Raw genomic sequence first — 20,581 nt, forward strand, 5'->3', positions numbered from 1 at the left:
ACAGTGAGGGAATATCCTTTCCCTCCAAGATCAACTTAAATGCCCCTTTCTCCGGCTCAACCCCCAAGACGATAGGTTGAGTCTGATTCGAGAAACTCATCATCCTCCCAATGGCTGCCAACAACAACCCAACAGCCCCGCATTTACGGCGAAATCACTTAGTGTGTAACTCTGATTGACAATCAGTCCGGAAAAATACATCAATCTCCGGTCTGCAAAGGTAAAAACCGGAGCAACAAATTTGTTCTTCCGGTTTTAATAGGACCCACTGACGCCCCGCAGTGATATTACATTTTATATTCCACGGTCATACCAATCGTTCTGGGTGCCCCCAGAGTGGCTTCCTGATAACCGGCATCAAACCAGCTGCTGTAGCTGCTTTGCGACAGTGTAACCCGTTCATTAAACAGATTATTAACATAAGTACCGACCGTAATATTGCCCCGGCTGTAGGTCAAATTAAGATCAACCACGGTGTAATCACCGGCAATACGATCTTCATCGTTGTTGATGGTTGAGTAGTACTCACCGACATAATTGGCATCCAGGCCAGCGGACCAACTGAGGCCAAGGTATTTTTTCAAACCCAAGCCAAAGTTAATGCTCGGTGCGTAATTGAATTCATTTTTCTTCCACTCAGGGTTTTCATCGGTTGATTTGGTCACCAGGGATTTTAACAACCCAACGGTTTCGTACACCTCAAGGGTTGGTGTTACCGATGAGCGCACTTCTGCTTCAAATCCATAACTGTAGCCTTCTGGAATATTTTCGATTTCGATACCACTCAGTGCCTGGTAGTCCTTGTATTGATTGTAAAAAGTATTGGTACTCACATTCAGGCGATTATCCAGAAACGTACTACGGGTGCTGAATTCGTAAGTCCAGACTTCTTCTTTATCAAACGTATAGTATTCATCATCACTATTCAGTGTCGCACCGCCGGCGTTGTATCCTTTTCGGGCGGTGAGTCCAAGTACGGTGTCAGCGGATACTGCATAGGTCAGCCCGATTTTTGGCAAAAACATGGTTTCATCCTCTACCGCGTCGATGGTCGGTGCATCCTGCCAGGCGCTGGCAACGAAATCGCGGTCCTGGCGCTCGTTCTCCAATCGAGCACCGAGAATCAGGTCCAACGGCTCCAGCAGGTTGTAAGTCATTTCACCAAATATCGCCAACGTGGTGGTTTCATCGTCAGAGGTAAACAAGTCGTTAAATACATTCTCGGTCGGCTCGATCAGTACATCGAGATCCTTCTGACTGTTGTACAGATAAAAACCGACCATACCGCTGAGATGTCCTTGTGCAGGCGCATATACCACTCGATTTTCCAGAGTGGTGGATGTTTCAATCAAATCCATCTTTCTTGGCCAGTTATCGGGATACACTTCAAACGAAGCGTGATAGTCGCTGTAACTAATACTCAGCACATTGCTCAATGCATCGTTGAACGCATAATCAATATCCGTTGAAAACGAATTTACCTCCGAATCCTGATAGCGGGTATTGGTGTAGTCGCTCATAGTCAGGGTGTAATCCGATAGTTTGTGACCATCGAAGTTATTCACAAAGTTCAGATACTCCCCTTCTGCCTCACGGTGATTCACGGTTAACTTGGCCGATAAACCGGCAATGTAGTCAGGCTCCCACAACAGTTTTCCGCGCACGTTGATGTTTGTCTGTTCGGACGGATCCCAGGGCGCCTTATCGGTTCCATCGGCATAATCGTAATCGATATAACCGTTGCCATTCAGGCCATCAATAGCCAGCCGAAACGCCAACTCATCGTCGATGATCGGTCCGGAGAGCATGCCCGCCAATTGATAACGATTGTGGTCATTGGCGGTTTCAAAACCACCACGAATCCCCGCCTCCCAATCAAAACTCGGGTCTTTGGTTTGTACAACAATAGAACCACCGATGGAATTACGCCCCTGATTAGTGGATTGCGGTCCGCGTAAAACTTCGACCTGTTCGACATCCCACAAATCACCGTTGACGAACATGTACCCGGCCCAGGATTCTGCAATGCCGTCAATCGATGTGCTTACTCTCGGTCGGCTACCGGAAATAAACGACACCACACCGGTTGCTGCACCACCGCCGTCGACTCCACGTATATTAGTAGCACCACTACCGCTACTGATAACATTAGGAGCCTCGGTCACTACATCGGCCACATCTTTTTTATCACCATCACCAATTACATCGCCGGTTAACACAGTGACACCAGTGGTGGTCTTTTTAGCGGATTTATTAACTTTCTCTCCGGTCACTATCAAAGTGTCCAAATTGATTGAGTCTTCATCGGCATAGGCCATATTCGGCAAAAATGAACCATTCGCAAAAACAATCGCCAGCGCTAGTAGCGCAGGAGCATGAATAGTTGCGGTTTCTCCGCTAGCGGACTTGGTTTTCGACATGAATGTACTTCCCCATGTGTGAACGCACCAATCAAACGTCAGTGCAAAATCTGAATTGCAGAATGTCAGCCGCAATGTCTGCGACCATTCCCTCGAAATTGAATCGATATTTACAAATTTATTGAAAATGAGAATGATTCGCAATAATATTTTCTAAAGATATCCTGCCAATCCTGATTGAGAGCAATAGACACTCATGATTCCAACAATAAAGCCTGCAATGAGCGCCTCCCCTATCCGTCATCCATGGCTGACTATGGCTGATACCGGTTCGCCGGCATGGTGGCAAAAGCTTCGGGCATGTGGGACACCCGTCATTGAAGAACACCACGACAACACCTGTACAGTGGCCTTTTTCTGGCGTGATCCGCATGGTAACGAACATCAGTCGGACATCTGTCAGGTCCTGTTGGATATCAACTCCGTGACCGATCATCATAGCTGGACACCCACGTCATTAGTGCGTATCAGCGGCACCGATATCTGGTTTAAGACACTAGCCCTCGATGCGACCTGGCGTGGCAGTTATAGCTTTATTCCTCTGTGTGCCCACGATGTACCGGATGCGCAACGCCAAAATGGCGATGACGAACAGCAGCGCCAATGGTGGCTGTCTGTTGTCTCGAATGCAGTGACGGATGAGTGTAACCCCTGGCGCTCTCATGGCGGAGGCTGGGGCCAGGCGTCGGCTCTACACCTTCCGGGTGCCATTCCGCAACAGCCTTGGAAAAACATCGATTTCGGCAAAACCGATCCCTGCCAACCAGCCACTCTGAAAACTCTGAGCTGGAACAGCCAGCGGCTGCAACGGCAACGCCCGGTCTGGGTATATTCATCAGCCCCTCACCCCAGTGACAACCTGCCATTGATAATTCTGTTAGATGGCCGGCGCTGGATTGAAGCCATGCCGATATTGCCGGTTGTTGCCGAACAAACTCAGGCAGGACATATGAAACCGGCAGTCTACGTACTCATTGATTCAATCGACGGTGCGATCAGAAGCGAGGAACTGCCCTGTAACAGGTGCTTTTGGGAGGCCGTACAACAGGAGTTGCTGCCACTGGTCAGACAGTTTCACCGTTTTACCGATCAGCCGAAACAAACCGTCGTGGTCGGACAAAGTTTCGGTGGCCTGGCGGCATTGTATGCAGCATTGCACTGGCCGGAGAGATTCGGCGCGGTGGTTTCGCAGTCTGGATCATTCTGGTGGCCGCATGATCATTTGATTCGGCATGAAAGCTCTCTGAAAGTTCAACCATCAGATGCGGTCGGATGGCTTGGAGAACAAATACAATCCGGCCTGGGTGCCCGCGACCGGCTCACGGTGTTTATGGAAGTCGGCCGGCGCGAAGGGTTGATGAATAGTTTCAACCGCAACATTCGAGACTCACTTTTGTCCTCTGGACACAATCTTATGTATCGTCAGTTTGATGGCGGGCATGACGTCCTCTGCTGGCGCGGCGGTGTCATCGACGGCATACAATGGGTCCTGCAAACCTAAAAACCCCTGACTTCACCCCCGGCAAAATTGCTACCCCAGGTGCCAGCCACCTCTTCATGAACACATTTCTGTTTCAGGTGATATTTTCCATGAATACACAAACCAACCCTTTTGACGATGATTCCCTTTCCTATCTGGTACTGCTGAACACCCAGGAGCAATACAGCCTCTGGCCAGTGTTTGCTCCCCTACCGGATGGCTGGCAAACCGTCCATGGCCCAGCAAGCCGGTCCGATTGTCTGCACTATATCGAATGTCACTGGCAGGATATCAGACCGTTAAGCCTGCGAACCAAACTAGCCTGAAAGGAATATTGCCGTGTCTAAATCAAGCTCATTTATCGAACTGCCGTTAACCAGCACGCAATTGGGCATCTGGCTCGGTGATCAGCTGTATTCACCAAGAAACGCTTACACTATCGCTCACTATATTGAGCTGCGCGGTACCCTGAACAGTCAGCAACTGAAACAGGCCATCCACCAGGGGCTGGCAGAAATCGATACCGTTACCGCCGAATATCGACACACCGAAAACGGCCCGGTTCAACGCCTGCCAATGGCTCAAAACCCAGATGCTGTTGTAGCCGTTGAAGAATTGTTGTTATCCGAACCAGATGCTCTGGCAGTGATCCAAGCCGACCTCGATCAGGATTTACCCGTGGATGGTTCTGAATGCCTGTATCGACAACTGCTCATTCAGATCGAACCGGATCGCTGGTTCTGGTATCAACGTTTTCACCATATCATGCTGGATGGCTACAGCTTCAACGCCTTTACCGCCAGAGTGGCGGATATCTACCGGCAACGGCAATCGGGACAATTCATGTCAGTCTCACCATTCAGTTCATTTGCTGAGGTGGTTAACGAGTACCGGCACTATGAAGCCTCCACCAAATATGCACGAGATAAAGCATTCTGGCAGGACTATGTCAGCACACTGGATAAACCACTGAATCTGTCATTACGGGAGTTTTCTGCCAATGATGTTGGCACCGAGCGCTGGCACGAGCAGGTGAAAATCAGTGCGGAGACTCTCACAGCACTCGCACACATTGCCCCTGATAACCACGAATCAGAACGTGCCATGGCAACCATTCTGGCGTACCTGAGACGCATGAGCGACAGCGCTGCTCTGGTGGTTGGATTTCCGCTGATGAGGCGCATGGGGTCAGCAGCGGCAACAACCGGTGGACCGACCGTAAACGTCTTACCACTCAAAGTTTCCATCGAACCACACATGCAGCTGCCGGAGATCATCCAGCACATGCAACATGCCTTGAAAACACTGCGCAAATATCAGCGCTACGATGCCGAACACATACAACGCGACGCCGGCATCGTTGGTTCCGGCCGGGCACTCTACGGCCCTACGATCAACCTGCGAATGTTCGACTATGAAATCGACTTTAACGGCGTCAGCGCCGTCACTCACCATTTGGCGGCGGGTCCGGTAGATGATCTGGATTTCGGCCTGCATTTTCATGGCGGCAGCCTGTTTATTGAACTGGTGGGCAACCGCAGCCGCTATCAACAAGCCGAGATCCAGCTACATGCACAGCGTCTGCAACATTTCATCACCGCACTGGCGCAGCAACCGCAGCAGAGTATCGGTCAGATTCCATTGTTGAGCGAAACCGAAAAACACCTGTTGATCGACTGGGGTACCGGTCCACGATTAACGCTGCCAGACACATTCGCAACCGTCATGGATGTGTTTTATCAACAGGCACGATTACTGCCTGATCAGAATGCCGTGATGGCCGGTCAAACCAAGCTGACGTTTGCGCAGCTGGCAGACCAAAGCACCCGACTGGCACGCCTGTTACTGCATGAAAATATCCACCCGGGAGATGTTGTGGCACTGGCGTTGCCGCGTAACGAGCAAATGCTGATCGCCATCTTTGCAATTCTGACCGTGGGTGCCACCTATTTACCACTGGATCCGGAATACCCTCTGGAACGGCTGTCTTATATGTGTGAAGACGCAGCTCCCGAACTGTTGATCAGCTGCAGCGGCATGTTGCCTCAGCTGCCACGATTCGAACATGCGTTGTGCCTGGATGAAACCACCACCAGAGCAAACTGGCAGCAACAAGCACCGCATCCGGTTACGACTATTGATCTGGGAAGAGCAATTTCGGCCGATGATCTCGCCTACCTTTTTTATACCTCGGGTTCCACCGGCAAACCCAAAGGTGTCATGATTGCCCATGGTGGTTTGCTAAACCTGTTGTGGGACCATGCCGAACAGGTCTACCTACCTGTTGCCAGACAACTGAACCGTACCTTACGGGCAGCACATACAGCTTCGTTTTCGTTTGATACTTCATGGGACCAGATTTTCTGGCTGCTGCTCGGACATGAACTCTACATCATCGATGAAGACACCCGCCGTGATGCCGAAGCCGTGGTCGATACCGTGCATCAGGCCAAGATCGATACCATGGATCTGCCACCATCGTTTCTGTCACAACTGTTCAGTTGCGGTCTCATGGCAGCTGGCAAACATCACCCGGCACTGATTCTGGTCGGTGGTGAGGCCGCGTCACCGGCATTATGGGCCGAAGCCCGCAAATATCCGCAATTGTTATTGCAGAACTTTTATGGCCCGACCGAAAACACCATCGACAGTCTTGGAGCCAATGCCCGCGATTGTGCCGAAGTGGTCATTGGCCGACCGGTCGCCAACTCCGAGGCCTATGTGCTGGATCAACAACTCCAACGGGTTCCGGTTGGTGTCACCGGGGAGTTGTATGTGGCCGGTCCGGGGTTGGCACTCGCTTACCTGAATCGCCCTGAACTGACGGCTACCCGGTTTGTCGCCAACCCATTCCGACCTGGTGAGCGCATGTATCGCAGCGGCGACCTGGTGCGCTGGCGTGCCGATGGTCAGATTGACTATCTGGGGCGTAGCGACTTTCAAATTCAGATTCGTGGTTTTCGAGTTGAACCTGGCGAAGTGGAACATGCCCTGGCGTCCCTGCCCGGCGTTTCTGACGCACTGGTACTCGCAGAACCACAAGGCAACACCTATCGGTTACTGGCGTACTGCGTCATGCCCGACTATCACCCGGACACCGCCGAGTCCGCGGCGTTGAATATCAAACAACAATTGGCGGCTAAAGTCCCCGATTACATGGTGCCGGCGGCGCTCATGGTACTGGCAGCATTTCCGCTGAATGTGAACGGCAAGGTTGATCGCCCGGCATTGCCGAAAATCGTCATGACCAGTGGACAGCCGCAAAGGGCACCGACCAACACCGCAGAGCAACTGATCTGCGAAGCCATTGCCAGCAGCCTCGCACTCGATCAGGTCGGTCCGGATGAAGACTTTTTCAGCCTGGGTGGCGACAGCATCTCCGCCATGTCTCTGGGTCATTTTTTACGCCAGCACGGTTATCGCCTGCGCCCCCGCGATGTGTTCAACAGCCGTACCGCGGCTGTTATGGCAAACACGCTTGAAACACTGGATCTGAACGAACAACCAGCGGCCAGAACGTCCGGCATACTGGCGTCTCTGCCGATCATCAGCTGGTTTACGGAACACTACCGGCTATCCGGTCATTACACGCAAGCCGTACTTTTAACACTTCCCGCCCACATCACCACAGAGCATATGCAGCGGGGACTATTGGCTTTGCGCAGCGCCCACCCCATGCTCAGAGCCGCAGTACATGATCAACAGATCATGATTCCAACCCCTGAAGCCACACTGGATGAACGGGTGTTGTCAGAGTTGCACAGCCCTCACAACCTAGATCATGCAGCAGATGATGCTTTTGAGCAGGCCAATCAGGCCATTGATGCCAGCAACGGCGTATTAATGCACGCTGTCCATATCACTACTGCAGAACAGCAACGGGCTCTGGTTCTGGCCATTCACCATCTGGCCGTAGATGGCGTGTCGTGGCGTATTTTATTACCAGAATTACAAACAGCGGTTGCAGCTGCCAGCTGCGGTGAGAGTATCGAAATCGCCGCCGAAGAGATCAACATCCTGAGTTGGGCGGATGCATTACATGCTGATGTCTCCAACCGACAGACCGAACTCGCCATCTGGCAGCATCATCTGAGTCCGGGCCGCAAAGATCTTGGACAGCGGCCACTGAATCCGGCCACCGATACCTGCGGCCACGCCCGATACCAACGACTATTACTCGACAGCGAGATTAGTGAGCAGTTATTAACCACAATTCCCGGTGCTTATCGAATCGGCGTGGAAGAAGCCCTGATCAGCGCGTTCAGTCTGGCCCTGAGTCGGCATTTCCAATACTCAGATATCCGCCTGGCATTAGAATCCCATGGCCGCCAGACGCTGACAAACGGCATCGAACCCGCGCGTACGGTGGGTTGGCTGACCGCCGAATATCCCTTGCGTGTGGATCTCGGGCAAGGCCGCCTCGATCATCCGGCGGTGATCGTCAGCGCCGTGAAACAGGCCATGCGCCGCATCCCCGATGCCGGACTCGGTTATGGCCTGCTGCGTTACCTGGACACCCACCACTCAGAACAATTGCGCGTACTCGAACAAAACCATGGCCCGCAGATTCTGTTCAACTATCTGGGCCGTTTTCACCAACAGCAAACAGACTGGACACCCACTTCTAACAATGGTGTCTTTGCCGATAGCTTCGCCGTCGATATGGCTGCTGATATGCCCATGGCCTATCCGCTGGAGCTGAATATCTTTGTTGACGAAAGCCATGCCGATGGCGCACCAAGACTGGCACTGAACTGGAGCTGGGCCGAGGGTGTGTTCAGTCGTGAGGACATCGGTCTGCTGACAGAACAGCTCAGTCTGGCGGTCATGACCCTGGCGGATTTTGCCCGCCAGTCACCGTTGCAGGCCGCCGATACCCTGGTGCCCGCCGACATTACTCTGCTGACAATGGATCAGGGTGAGCTACACGCCCTCGCTGCACTGTATGGGCCGATTGCCAGTGTGCTGCCGGTATTGCCGTTGCAGGAGGGGCTGCTGTTTCATGCCCGACTCGGAGAACAGAGCGATCACTACAGTTCCATCTGTAGTCTTGACTTCACCGGTCCGCTGGAACAGCCGAGACTACAGGCCGCGCTGGACGCCGTACTGCGAAAACACCCGCAACTCGGGGCCATATTCGACACTGAAGTCAGCGATCACTTACTGCAATTGCTACCGCTGCTGAGCCCTGAGCGCCACCACCAGCGCTGGCCGCTGCAATATCATGACCTGACACCTCAGCCAGAAGCCTCCAGACAAAACCGTCTCGCGGAGATCGAATACCAGGAACTGACCCGCGATTTTATGATGGGTACCAGCGCGGCGCCGTTGCTCAATGCGGTATTGGTGAAACTGGCTGAACAACAACATCGCCTATTTATCAGCGCCCATCACCTGGTAGTGGACGGCTGGTCTACACCGATCATGCTGCGTGACCTACTCAATGCCTATGATCATGGGCCCGAACATTTAACAGCCACCCGCGTTCCCTACGTCGATGTGGTTACCCAGTTGTTGCAGCGGGACCTGGCCCCGGCCAGGGAACTTTGGAAACAAACCTTCACCCAGGCAACACCCACGCGTCTGTTTGAACATACAACGCTGGCTACCGAGGTCAGCGAGCTGAATCTGCGCCTGCATCCTGACCTCGAAACCCGGCTGCGGCAACGCATTCGTGAGTGCGGTCTGACATTGAACACAGTCATGCAAACGGTGTGGGCAATGGTGCTGTCAGCCATGAGCGGACGCAGCGAGGTCATCTTTGGGTCACCGGTATCGGGCCGTTTCAGCCCCATTAGCGGCATCGATGAGCACATCGGTCTGTTCAGCAATACGGTTCCGGTGCGTGTGCGGTTAAATCCGGATCAGAATCTGTGGCAACAAATGCAGACCATTCAGGCACAGCAGATTCAACTGCTGGAGCATGATGGCCTGGGACTGGCCGAAATCCAGCGACTGGCGGATGCCGGCAATCTGTTCGATACCTTGCTGGTGGTGGAAAACTATCCAGATCACGAGCGTCTGCAACAACAGACTTTCCACGGTGCGACCCTGACCTCCATCCGCAACCGGGGCTACACCCACTACCCGCTAACGGTTTTGATTCTGCCGCAGGCGCAGATCAACATTCTGATGGAATATCGTATTCCGCAGGCTCAGGCACAGGCGCTTTCCCAGCGCCTGCTCATGCTGTTGGAGCAACTCGTCGCCAAACCGGAACAGAGTTTTGCCGCGCTTAACATGCAACTGCCTGCAGAGCAGGCACTGATCCGCCGCACCAACAACACCGACCAGCAGATCAAACCACAAACCCTGCGGGATCTGCTGATCCGTCAGGCGCAACAAACGCCGGAGGCCATCGCGCTGGCAGATACTGAGCAAACCCTGAGTTTTGCCGCAGTCCGGCAGCGAGTCACAATGCTGGCGGCGCAGCTGGCACACGAAGGTGTTCGCGCCGGCGACATCGTGGCGGTATGTCTGCCCAGATCGGTCGATCTCAGTCTGGCATTGCTGGCAATCATCGAAGCCGGTGCAGCCTACCTGCCTCTGGACAGTAGTTACCCGGATGAACGGCTGACTTATATGATCGAAGATGCACAACCCCGGTTGCTGATCACCTGTACTGCCGAGCAGGCCCGTTTTGACGATCGTGTCCCCCTATTACGACTGGACTCACAAACAACTCTTAAGGTACCCGATTGTCTGACCGCTCCGGACATCAGCATCGACCACCCAGCCTATATGATTTACACCTCCGGTTCGACCGGACGTCCCAAAGGCGTGCTGGTTTCCCACGGAGCTATCGTCAATCGGCTGTTATGGATGCAGGCGGAATATCCTCTACAGGCTGATGACGTGATTCTGCAGAAAACACCTTCCAGTTTTGATGTATCAGTATGGGAGTTTTTCTGGTCTATGATCGCCGGGGCACAACTGTTCATGGCTCCGCCGGATGCACACCGGGATCCGGAACAGCTGCGCGAACTGATCGAAACCCGGCAGATCACTACCCTGCACTTTGTACCATCGATGCTGTCTGCATTCGTTGCAGCCGTTCCAACAACCACTGAAGGCCAGCCTTTGACCTGCTGCCCAACTCTGCGCCGGGTATTTTGCAGTGGTGAGGCACTGAGTCGTGACCTGGTGGCCGACTACGCCCGGCTCTTCAATGCTCCCTTGCATAACCTCTACGGTCCCACCGAAGCCGCGGTGGATGTCACCTATCAGCCAGCGCTGGATATCGTCGATCAACTCCCGCACGGTACCGGAATCCCCATTGGCCGGCCGGTCTGGAACACCCGTTTGCGCATTTTGGATCACTGCCTGCGGCCGGTTCCAGCCGGCGTGCCGGGGGAATTGTATCTGTGTGGCGACCAGCTGGCGCTGGGCTACTGGCAGCGCCCGGGCCTATCCGCCAGCCGTTTCGTCGCCGATCCGTTTGCCCATGGCCAACGCATGTACCGGACCGGAGACATGGCCTGCTGGCGGGAGGACGGGGCGGTGGATTATCTGGGCCGCAGCGACGATCAACTGAAAATACGTGGTCAGCGCATCGAGCTGGGAGAAATTGAAGCCGCCATCATGGCGTATCCCGGCGTTGACCGCGCCGTGGCGCTGGCCAGATCCCTGACCGGCAACGAGATGACCGGTGCCGACAACCGCCAATTGCTGGCCTACATAACAGCAAGCACTTCAGTGGACACCCACACGTTGCAACAACATCTAAGCAACCAGCTGCCGGCCCATATGGTGCCAGTGGCCATCATACAACTGCCGGAGTTTCCACTGAGTGCCAACGGCAAACTGGATCGAAAAGCGCTCCCGGATCCGGAATCGATCTCAACCGATCATCGCCGGTTACCGGCTCCGGGTCTGGAAACCACCCTGGCGGGTGCCTTCGCCCGAACCCTTGGTATTGCCCAGGTATACGCCGACGATGACTTCTTCACACTCGGTGGACACTCACTGCTGGCTATGAGGCTCGCTGGTGAACTGCGCCGGACATTGAACCGCTCTGTGTCAGTCGGTCAGATTATGGTTTCACCAACCGTTACCCGGCTAGCGCAAATACTCGCAGATGAACAACTGGCCAATGATCGCAGCCTGTCAGGTTTTGGTCCGGTTCTGCCCATGCGTCAGGGACACGGAACCCCGCTGTTCTGTATCCACCCTGCTTCTGGCTTCGCCTGGCAATACAGCGCCCTGTCGCGCTATCTCGATACCGGCTACCCCATCATCGGCCTGCAATCACCCAGACCGGAAGGACCGATTGCCAGCGCCGCAGATATAGCTGCCATGTGTGAACAACACCTGGCGGAACTTCGCGCCATTCAGCCCCACGGGCCATATCGACTCATCGGCTACTCACTCGGCGGAGTCATAGCCCATGGCCTCGCGGCCAGATTACAGGCCCTGGGTGAAGAGATTGATTTTCTCGGCCTGCTCGACACTTACCCACCGGAAGGACAAGACTGGAATGGACCCGTTGACGAAGAAGCAAAACAGGAAGTGCAGCGGGAACAGGAACAGTTTATGGCCGGAGCCGGAGAACATATGGATACGTTTATGGAACAGGAAAAAGCCAGCATGTTTGCAGAAATCGTCGCCAACTATGCCGACTCCGTCAGGCTGCTATCGAAGGCCCAAACGCCCCTGTTTCATGGCACCGCAACTCTGTTTGTCGCCACCCAGACACTACCGGCAGACATGGACATACAAGCCTGCTGGAAACCCTATCTCGATAACCTGGAAACCCACGAGCTGGACTGCTCCCATGAAGACATTCTATCGCCCGATTCATTGCCGGACCTGGGACCATTATTGAACTCAATGCTCAACCAAAACTAAGGGAACACGGTACAAGGAAGTACCTGCAAAACGGACTGTACGGTGACAGTGAAACGGACTTGTAGTGATCCTGCCAAAACCAACCGGCAAACCAGCTCTGCATCCAGAACCGATTTGCCGGCTACTTTTTATTCAAGACCGTGGTTACTTCGAGCACAGCTGATCACCATAGTAATTATTAGCGTAATTACAGAACATCAATTTAGCGGCAGCGACTTTTTCTTTATTCGGGCGAATTTTGCGGATTATTTTTTTTGAGATTTGTTTCATGTCAGGCTCCTTGGTGTGGTTTCAGGTTAAGCCAACGTCAACCGCTGGCGACCAATCTAGTATCCAAAAAGCCAATGACGAGGTAAATTTCAATGAACTGATCTTCTGGATCTATTTTTTAGAACGATCACCATGATGATCAGTTTGTTTGATGATGGGGCTGGGGGTTGGACAGATTGTCATAGCGCCCCGTACTTGCTAGATTCGGGCTTAGAAGCTCATCCGACTGTTCGAGATAAAATCGGGTCGGAGAAGCATCCAGATTTGTTTATGGTATCGAATACCTGGTACGCATCGGATTACTTCCCCGGTAACTTGTTGCTGCTAACTGGGGGCTTCACCTTATCTATAAAACAGTGAGGGAATAGCGCGGTGAACAATGAAATTGAACCATACAAGTGCAAGCACTCGGAACAATTCCAAATTGTTGTCCGGTATTGCGAGCGTTAGATGAATACACATGTTGGACCTACTTACAAAGCTTGATGAGAATTTAGTGATTGCCCTTGTGATTTTAGGGAGCATCTCATTTTTCTTGGGCTATAAACGTGGAAATAGACGAAGAAAAAAAGACGAGAATCTCGGTGAGGGTGCTGTAAGAAGGCTGTTGGTGCGGTACTGTCAAAATTCTACGTCGCATGTTCTCAACAATATAACACTACCGTACGGTGACGGAACGACTCAGATTGACCATATTCTGATCACTCAAAATGGCATCTTAGTTATCGAAACAAAGCATTATTCGGGGTGGTTATTTGCAAACGAAACGCAAAAAAAATGGACTCAAGTAAAATTCCATATAAAAAGACAATTCCAGAACCCTATCTTTCAAAATAAAAAGCATGTCCTGGCTGTACAAAAATTACTTGATTTCCTTCCATCAGAAGAAATAAAAAGTCTGGTAGTTTTTACCGGTGATGCCGAGTTTAAAACGGAAATTCCCAAAGGGGTCATACATATTGATGAATTAATGCCATATATCGATGGTATGAGATTCGCGTCAATATCTGAAAACCGGGTACACTTTTGCGTAGGTCGTATAGAATGTAAACGTTTTGAGCTCACATCTAAAACGGATATTGAGCATCAAGCGTATCTCGAATCAAAATTTGGAGAAACCTAGTACTGTGGATGAAAACCACCTAACCAGACAAGGCAGTCAAGCCCCTTTTGGGTGGGACCGTCTTTCAGCGCCCCCTGTTTACGGCGTTAGGCATCCAGAGCATCCAATGAAGCGAGTTTATTTTTTACTTACTTTAGCTTTTACTATGACAGGCTGCGGAATGCTGGGTCACGCACCTGCAGAAGCCAGATGCAAGGATGGTTGCGCTGAATATCATTCCGATGGTACCGGGTGTGAAAAATTACAAGAAAACTTCTCCCCTTCCTGCCTGAAATATTTTGCTCTTATATGTGAATCTGCACCTGTTCACTGCGTAAATTCATCCAAATCTCAATAGCGTTTATTTAGGTATCGATAGTGGACGAGTTTGAATACAAACTAGCATCAGAAAAGATATCCTTAGAAAAGGCGAAGCTCCGAATGGAGCTACTGAAATGGCTTTTTATCGCACTTGGTGCGGTGGCCTCCTTTTGGGTAATTGATCTCGGCAAGCTGAAGCTGGAACAATATCGTGCCCAGTCTCAGAATGAACGCGAGCTGCTAATATCATATTTGGGAGCAATGGAATCTGAAAGACCTGAAGTCTGGAGAAGGAAAATTCAATTCTTAATGCAATACTCAAACGATCCAAGAATTAAATCATTTTCACAGAATCAGATTGAATATATTAACAAATACGCAGAACTTGATGCTTTGTACCGAGAAACGCTAAAAGTAGCCTCAAGATTATCAATCAAAGAAGGATTGTCATCAGACGTAAAACAGAAAGAGATTCAACGATTTGAACAGCTATATTGGGCTGAGCTTCCCCTTGCTGGTGAAAGTAACTCAGTTGCAAGTGCAATGATAGATTTCAGAAAAAAAATATACGCACCAGTAGGTAATGACGACGAAGAGACGAAATATTGGAATGAACTTAATTTGTCGTTGTTAGAGTTGGCTACAGCAATTCGGGCGTCAATGCCTGACAAATTAGTGCAGCCGACCACTAACTCGGCGCCTGACTAAGCGTTACACACTCAGGAGAATCATGTGAAGTTAAAGTACTATGTTGAAGAGTTTCCATTTGAGCTTATCAGTCGAAGTTGCACTTATTCTCCGAGACCACAATTCAAATTCATTGATAAAAAAATAATTACGATAGAGCATACAAAACAATAAATTTCATGCGTAAACACCGCTTCTCGGTACACACTGGATTCAATCACTTTGGCTCGAACTTTCGCCAGTTACTTTAAATTTAGGTTTTAAATGAGTACAGCTTCAGAACCAATGTATGTAGATTGTGGTATACACGGAAAACGTGTCTCAGCGGTAGTGTGTCGCCATCTATTAAAGCCAGAAGGTGAGCCTGCCGGTTTTATAGAGAACTCGGACGATCCAAATGATCTTCAAGCTTGGTGTCACAAATGTGAGTCCAAATTCGAAGAAGAAGGTGGCCTGACTGAACGATTTCGAGAGTTTAATGATATGGCAATCGTTTGTATTAATTGCTACCAGAACTCAAAGGCACACCACAATGTTAAAAGCTCATCATGAAACAGCAGAAACAAAACCAACAAGTGCATCTTGTATCGCACCAGTAAGCGCAGGTACTGGACCTATGCTTCGGCGCTTCGCGCCTATACTAGTGCCACAAATAGCGGCGCTATACACCTAGAAGGATCGTAATGAATACAAAAATTATTGGCGTAATTCTATTTTTTCTGTCTGGTGCATCCTGGGCTTCATTCATTGGGCCAGACCAAAAAGAGCTGCCAGAAACAAACTATAGAAAATGTTCATCTGGTTTTTGTGCAGAACTTGTATTATCAAGCAATTCGGAGGTAGCACTAAGAAACTGGAATACCCCATCAAAGGGCGTATATTTCCCAACCTCTGAAGAAATAAAAAAAGGAGAGGTTATCTCTGCATTTATAGTGTTCAAGTTGTGCGGAAAAACTAAGCAGGGAAATTGCCGTGTGACGCAGAAACTAACCATCTATCAGCCAGATGGTAAAATTTATAGCCAGATTCCTGAGAGTGAAGTGTGGTATGACAAAAAATCACCAAAGGGCCAATCTATAGGTCTCAGCGCTGATTTTATTAAGCTGATCGTGGAGCCCCACGAACAGGTAGGAACATACAAATTTGAGGTTGTAGTAACAGACTATGTTTCTGGTAAAACCGTTAACCTGATTAAATCTATCAATGTCAGTGAATAGACATAACAAGCTAATCTTGCCGGCAGAGGTTGAAGCGTTAGCAGGAGTCCACATGAAACGTCTATTTACAATATTTATATTGATGATTGGAGCTAATGCTTCCTCGGAAACGATTTCTTTTGAGGTTCCTGAGGAACGTTTGCTCAAGCTGATATGCATTACTGACTCTCATTTAATGGTCAGGCAGAGATAATGGTAACCTACCAATTCGTATACGATCCTGAGTCACCTTACCGTGAGTTGTATTACTTATATTTCCATCCGACAGAAGCTCCATCCAATACTCTTCCGTATTTGACTGAACGAGGAAATCCCGAAAAAGCTAATGAAATATTCATAAGCAATGTTAAGTTTGCAGCGACTGAACTGTTGGGCGAAGATATGGCCAATAGCTTCATGTCAAGTAAGGTGAGATACTTTTCAGGTGAGACCACGTTGATTATCAGTAATTTTTCAGCAGGATACGAGTGTGACGCCCCTACTTTTACTGCTGATTTCGTAAGAGAAGTCCGATCAATAAAAATCGCAACAATGACTTTGGCAGTTGAACATAGTGATTGCTAATCATAAGAACAGGTGGACGCATCAATGCGCGTTTTTTAGGTGTTAATGATCAATCATGAATCTCGATCAGTTTCCTCTTTGGGGATTACTAAAAGAAAATATAACCGTTGATATGCTGCAATCAATCGCTATTGCGGATTACGGCTATGACTCCGAAGAGCATTTTTCCGCTTTAAAAAACATATATGATAATTCAGAAACCCCAGCAACACTAAAATTGGAACCCAAAGAGGTATTGTCTCTTGTCAGCTGGAGTAAATATTTAGACGATGAAAGCGAAGAGCTTTATAAAGTGCTATTTTGTGTATTTATATTGCTGGTCTCATCAGTTGATGAGGAGTCATCGAATAGATTGGAAGGTCGGTCCGATAAATTAATAATTGGACTGGATTGCGCTGAAAAGTTAGGCAGGGCAACCCTAGAGTGCTTCTACGATTTCGTTAAAGCCATAAATAGTCGTATTTCTCTTGCGCTTGTTGAAGAAGACTTGCTCTACTTGAGGCTAGATGAGTACATTTGCTCTCAAATGACGAATCAAGCCCCTTCGGTTTTCTTAGAGCTTCAAGAAAAATTAGTTGACGATGAAATTGCAGTTGCAGAGATCTTTGAATACCACATTGAGTATCATGCAGACGTATTTAAATATACTTTCTATAACCAAAAGGTCGAATTATGGAAGGCTTATTATTCTACATACTGTGCTGAATATGAAAGATACAGGGTAGAAAAACTCTGCCATTTGTTTTCAGTGAAAAATCATTAGCAAGCGCATTTTATCAGGTTGGTCTTCTGCTCCGCTCAAACCAGCAACAAATGGGGGCATTAATACCTAAAGGACTGAATATGTCTCTAATCGCAAACACACCGAAGCCGCCTTACTAAGCGGTGGTTTTTACGTTTCACCGAACTGAAGGTGATCATGGTTACGGCCAAATGGCAGACCAAATGGTGGAATTATATTCAAAAACAACCAGGTTTTTTAGGCGTAGAGTCTGCAAGAGAAGATATTGGAATTACGGTTTTATATTGGTCTGACCTTGAGTCCATCAAGCAGTGGAAAGCAAATGCAGAACATCAAGAGGCCCAAAGGCTTGGTCATGAAAAATGGTATTCATCGTTCAAAACTCGTATTTCGAAGGTAGAGTACAACTACGGCATTTAACAAGTAAGCGTGGTGGATCAGTTACGCTGTGCTCAACCAATCATTGGCATAAGAGTAATGAGTAAGTAATGGATCAAGAGCACTACGAATATATTTGGAAGAATTTTAGATTTCTGCTGGAGCCTAGTACTGGTTATTCAAAGTATCTTCGAGCAGCTTTATTTCCAGTTAACCCGAAATGGTCCGATGCTGACGAAGTGGAAAAAATAAAGTCAAAATACTCAGCTGAGTATTTGACTAAGGTTCTTCAGGAAATTGAATGCAATAAAGATGAATATATACGGCGTGCTTACGCTGAGATCAAAAAGGATATTTATTTCAACTATTGTCCAAACTGCAATTCATTGGCTTCTACTCCCAGATCAGAACGCTGTCTAAAGTGTAAACATGTCTGGTATGGAACTAATGAATATCGAAAACAGTCGCAACGTGTGGTTCATTTGGTGAGATAGCCGACACTCCGTTTTGAGTTGGTTCTGATACTCTGCTCCAAAACTCCACTCAAAAAAACAAATAACATAGGCGTTAGGTGAAAAACAAGCATGTGGAATCGCCATAAAATTCAGGAAAAAGTACTGAAATCCGCAGACAAGCATGGTCACGATAATCCTCAACAACTTAGACAGCTGGTGTTTTCCTGTGGAAAGTCTGAAGATTCAGAAGTATTTTTTGGTTTGTTTCCTTTTTTTTATGATCCAAGTCTTCAAGAAAATTTTGTGTCAAGGCAAGAGCTAGCTGGAAAAGTTTTATATAAAGTTAAGCCCAGCTGTCCTTTAAAAATTGATGGAGCATTATATGCTGCTCCTGGTCTATGGGAGGCTTCCGTAGAAGAATTACCTTGGTATTTCTGCTCTATTTTTGGAAAATCTCAAGTCCAGAATTTTATAACAGACTTAATCTCTGGTATTGACGACACTAAGCTTCTAAAAAAATATGAAACAATGCTGTTTTGGGTAAAAATGTATGGAGAGTAAACCATCATACAAGCGCATGTTGTTCACCCCTACAGGGCTGGGACTTCTGTTCCGCTACGCTTCACTATGACTTCAAATTCGGGCGTTAGTTCGCAAATAAGTAATCAGTATGTTCAGGCTTAAAAATGTAGAAGGCAAGATTGATTTTTCTCTGGAGGTAATTGGATACCAATTTCCAGAGAGAAAGGAAGATGATTGGTGCTTATTAAAGGTAAAAATTGATCAGGGTGAGGATAGATGCGAGCTTGTCGATCCGGCTTTGGAAACTACAGAGCTGGTACAATTGTTACGCTGGTTTTCAAGTTTGGCAGAGGGGCAGTTACCGCGCTACTCTTGCCTAACATTTATTGAGCCATGTCTTAAATTTAATTTTTTGGCATTCAATGATGGTGCAGTCAGAATAGCCATTAACCTAAGTCACGAGCTTAAACCTCCATTTAAAATGGAGCAGTTTATTGCTAAGAGCGAAGATTGGAATATAGTGATTGAGCTACATGCTAATGACTTCGCCAATATAGATGGTGGCATTAAAATGGCCCTTGAAAAGTATCCGGTACGTGGGAGCTAACAAGGCAAATCAATATATGGAGTAGAGCATGAAAATTAAGGTTGATCCTTTAACCAGCCCAGAGATAAAAGCTTTTCTGGAGGAACATATTGAAGATATGAAATCCACATCGCCACCTGAAAGTAAACACGCAATAGACATAGATGGCTTGAAAGCTCCAGACATTACATTTTGGTCTGCCTATGAAGATAGGCAATTAATTGGGTGTGGCGCTCTTAAAGAGCTTAATCATCAATGTGGTGAAATCAAATCCATGAGAGTTTCTACTGCCATTAGAGCTAAAGGTATTGGTTCTAAAATTCTGAATCACATCATAGCTGTAGCACAGTCACGAGGCTATCACTCACTTAAACTGGAAACAGGTTCTATGGAGTATTTTAGTCCAGCAAGAAACCTATACATAAAGAATGGTTTCCGCTATTGCGATCCTTTTGCTGAGTATACATTGGACCCTAATAGCGTTTTTATGGAACTAAAACTAAGGGACCTTTGAAAAACAGGAATAGCTCTTATGCAGGCGAGGAAGCACCACTCGCAACACCGCAGTTTACTGGCGTAAAAGGGAATGTGAGACTGGCACTGACAACGTCCTGCGCGAAAATAGACCACTTTTCAGAGATTCTCCCGCCTAATAATTTGCCACAGCGGTCTCCGCGATTGTTGCGCAAGGGTATAAGGCGTTAACAGCCCACTAGGAATCAGTCATGCAATATCAAATAAACGGAGAAGAACCAAAAATCATTGGTAAGCAGTGTGGTGGGCTCTATCTGGTTCAGCATCAAGAAGGTGAATCCATAACGGATCCAGCTACATACGATCATGTTTTTAAGAGTTATAGTAAAATCTGGTGTGCAAAAGAGTCAAGCAACGCTCTGTGATTGTTCCCTTTCTTCAGTTACTCGTTCACCGTCTTTAAATTTCACACCTAGAATGACATCCGCTAACAATCGGTAGCCTCTGAGTTTCCGC

Annotated in this window: 13 protein-coding genes and 1 pseudogene; 12 read left to right on the plus strand and 2 right to left on the minus strand. The window is 48.7% G+C overall.

The features are described from left to right. Window positions 1-287 precede the first annotated feature (287 nt). Window positions 288-2,420, minus strand: coding sequence for a TonB-dependent receptor (locus ACQY6I_RS21225; protein WP_428243518.1), 2,133 nt, complete (start codon window positions 2,418-2,420; stop codon window positions 288-290). Between the two features lie 196 nt (window positions 2,421-2,616). Here ACQY6I_RS21225 and fes point away from each other — a divergent pair, with 196 nt between their 5' ends. The 3 genes from fes (at window position 2,617) to ACQY6I_RS21240 (ending at window position 12,747) form a co-directional block, all read left to right on the plus strand. Beyond that, window positions 2,617-3,921 carry an enterochelin esterase gene (gene fes / locus ACQY6I_RS21230; RefSeq protein WP_428243519.1) on the plus strand — a complete coding sequence of 435 codons (1,305 nt, stop codon included), beginning with the start codon at window positions 2,617-2,619 and terminating at the stop codon, window positions 3,919-3,921. Between the two features lie 89 nt (window positions 3,922-4,010). Next, window positions 4,011-4,226: an MbtH family protein gene (locus tag ACQY6I_RS21235; protein WP_428243520.1), complete on the plus strand. Its 216-nt coding sequence runs from the start codon at window positions 4,011-4,013 to the stop codon at window positions 4,224-4,226. Window positions 4,227-4,239: 13 nt separating this feature from the next. Next, window positions 4,240-12,747, plus strand: coding sequence for an amino acid adenylation domain-containing protein (locus tag ACQY6I_RS21240; RefSeq protein ID WP_428243521.1), 8,508 nt, complete (start codon window positions 4,240-4,242; stop codon window positions 12,745-12,747). Window positions 12,748-12,891: 144 nt separating this feature from the next. On the opposite strand, the gene ACQY6I_RS21245 is transcribed toward ACQY6I_RS21240, so the two are convergent. Next, the gene (locus ACQY6I_RS21245; RefSeq protein ID WP_281176353.1) at window positions 12,892-13,017 is read right to left on the minus strand and encodes a hypothetical protein; all 126 of its coding nucleotides are present in this window, start codon (window positions 13,015-13,017) and stop codon (window positions 12,892-12,894) included. A gap of 460 nt (window positions 13,018-13,477) precedes the next feature. Here ACQY6I_RS21245 and ACQY6I_RS21250 point away from each other — a divergent pair, with 460 nt between their 5' ends. The 9 genes and pseudogenes from ACQY6I_RS21250 (at window position 13,478) to ACQY6I_RS21290 (ending at window position 20,105) form a co-directional block, all read left to right on the plus strand. After that, window positions 13,478-14,140, plus strand: coding sequence for a nuclease-related domain-containing protein (locus ACQY6I_RS21250; RefSeq protein ID WP_428243523.1), 663 nt, complete (start codon window positions 13,478-13,480; stop codon window positions 14,138-14,140). A 357-nt stretch (window positions 14,141-14,497) separates the two neighbouring features. After that, complete coding sequence (locus tag ACQY6I_RS21255) at window positions 14,498-15,148, plus strand: hypothetical protein (RefSeq protein WP_428243524.1); 651 nt, start codon at window positions 14,498-14,500, stop codon at window positions 15,146-15,148. A 662-nt stretch (window positions 15,149-15,810) separates the two neighbouring features. Continuing rightward, on the plus strand, window positions 15,811-16,344 hold the full coding sequence (locus ACQY6I_RS21260) for a hypothetical protein (protein ID WP_428243525.1): 534 nt from the start codon (window positions 15,811-15,813) through the stop codon (window positions 16,342-16,344). Between the two features lie 192 nt (window positions 16,345-16,536). After that, window positions 16,537-16,908 carry a hypothetical protein gene (locus ACQY6I_RS21265; RefSeq protein WP_428243526.1) on the plus strand — a complete coding sequence of 124 codons (372 nt, stop codon included), beginning with the start codon at window positions 16,537-16,539 and terminating at the stop codon, window positions 16,906-16,908. Window positions 16,909-16,963: 55 nt separating this feature from the next. Continuing rightward, window positions 16,964-17,671, plus strand: a complete 708-nt coding sequence (locus tag ACQY6I_RS21270) for a hypothetical protein (RefSeq protein WP_428243527.1) — start codon at window positions 16,964-16,966, stop codon at window positions 17,669-17,671. 122 nt (window positions 17,672-17,793) lie between these two features. Beyond that, window positions 17,794-18,070 (plus strand): annotated as a pseudogene (locus ACQY6I_RS21275) (antibiotic biosynthesis monooxygenase family protein). A gap of 542 nt (window positions 18,071-18,612) precedes the next feature. Further along, window positions 18,613-19,044, plus strand: coding sequence for a hypothetical protein (locus ACQY6I_RS21280; RefSeq protein WP_428243528.1), 432 nt, complete (start codon window positions 18,613-18,615; stop codon window positions 19,042-19,044). A gap of 109 nt (window positions 19,045-19,153) precedes the next feature. Next, window positions 19,154-19,612 carry a WapI family immunity protein gene (locus ACQY6I_RS21285; RefSeq protein ID WP_428243529.1) on the plus strand — a complete coding sequence of 153 codons (459 nt, stop codon included), beginning with the start codon at window positions 19,154-19,156 and terminating at the stop codon, window positions 19,610-19,612. 28 nt (window positions 19,613-19,640) lie between these two features. After that, complete coding sequence (locus ACQY6I_RS21290; RefSeq protein ID WP_428243531.1) at window positions 19,641-20,105, plus strand: GNAT family N-acetyltransferase; 465 nt, start codon at window positions 19,641-19,643, stop codon at window positions 20,103-20,105. Window positions 20,106-20,581: the final 476 nt, after the last annotated feature.

The sequence above is a fragment of the Gynuella sp. genome, from assembly GCF_050297175.1.
Lineage (GTDB): Bacteria > Pseudomonadota > Gammaproteobacteria > Pseudomonadales > Natronospirillaceae > Gynuella.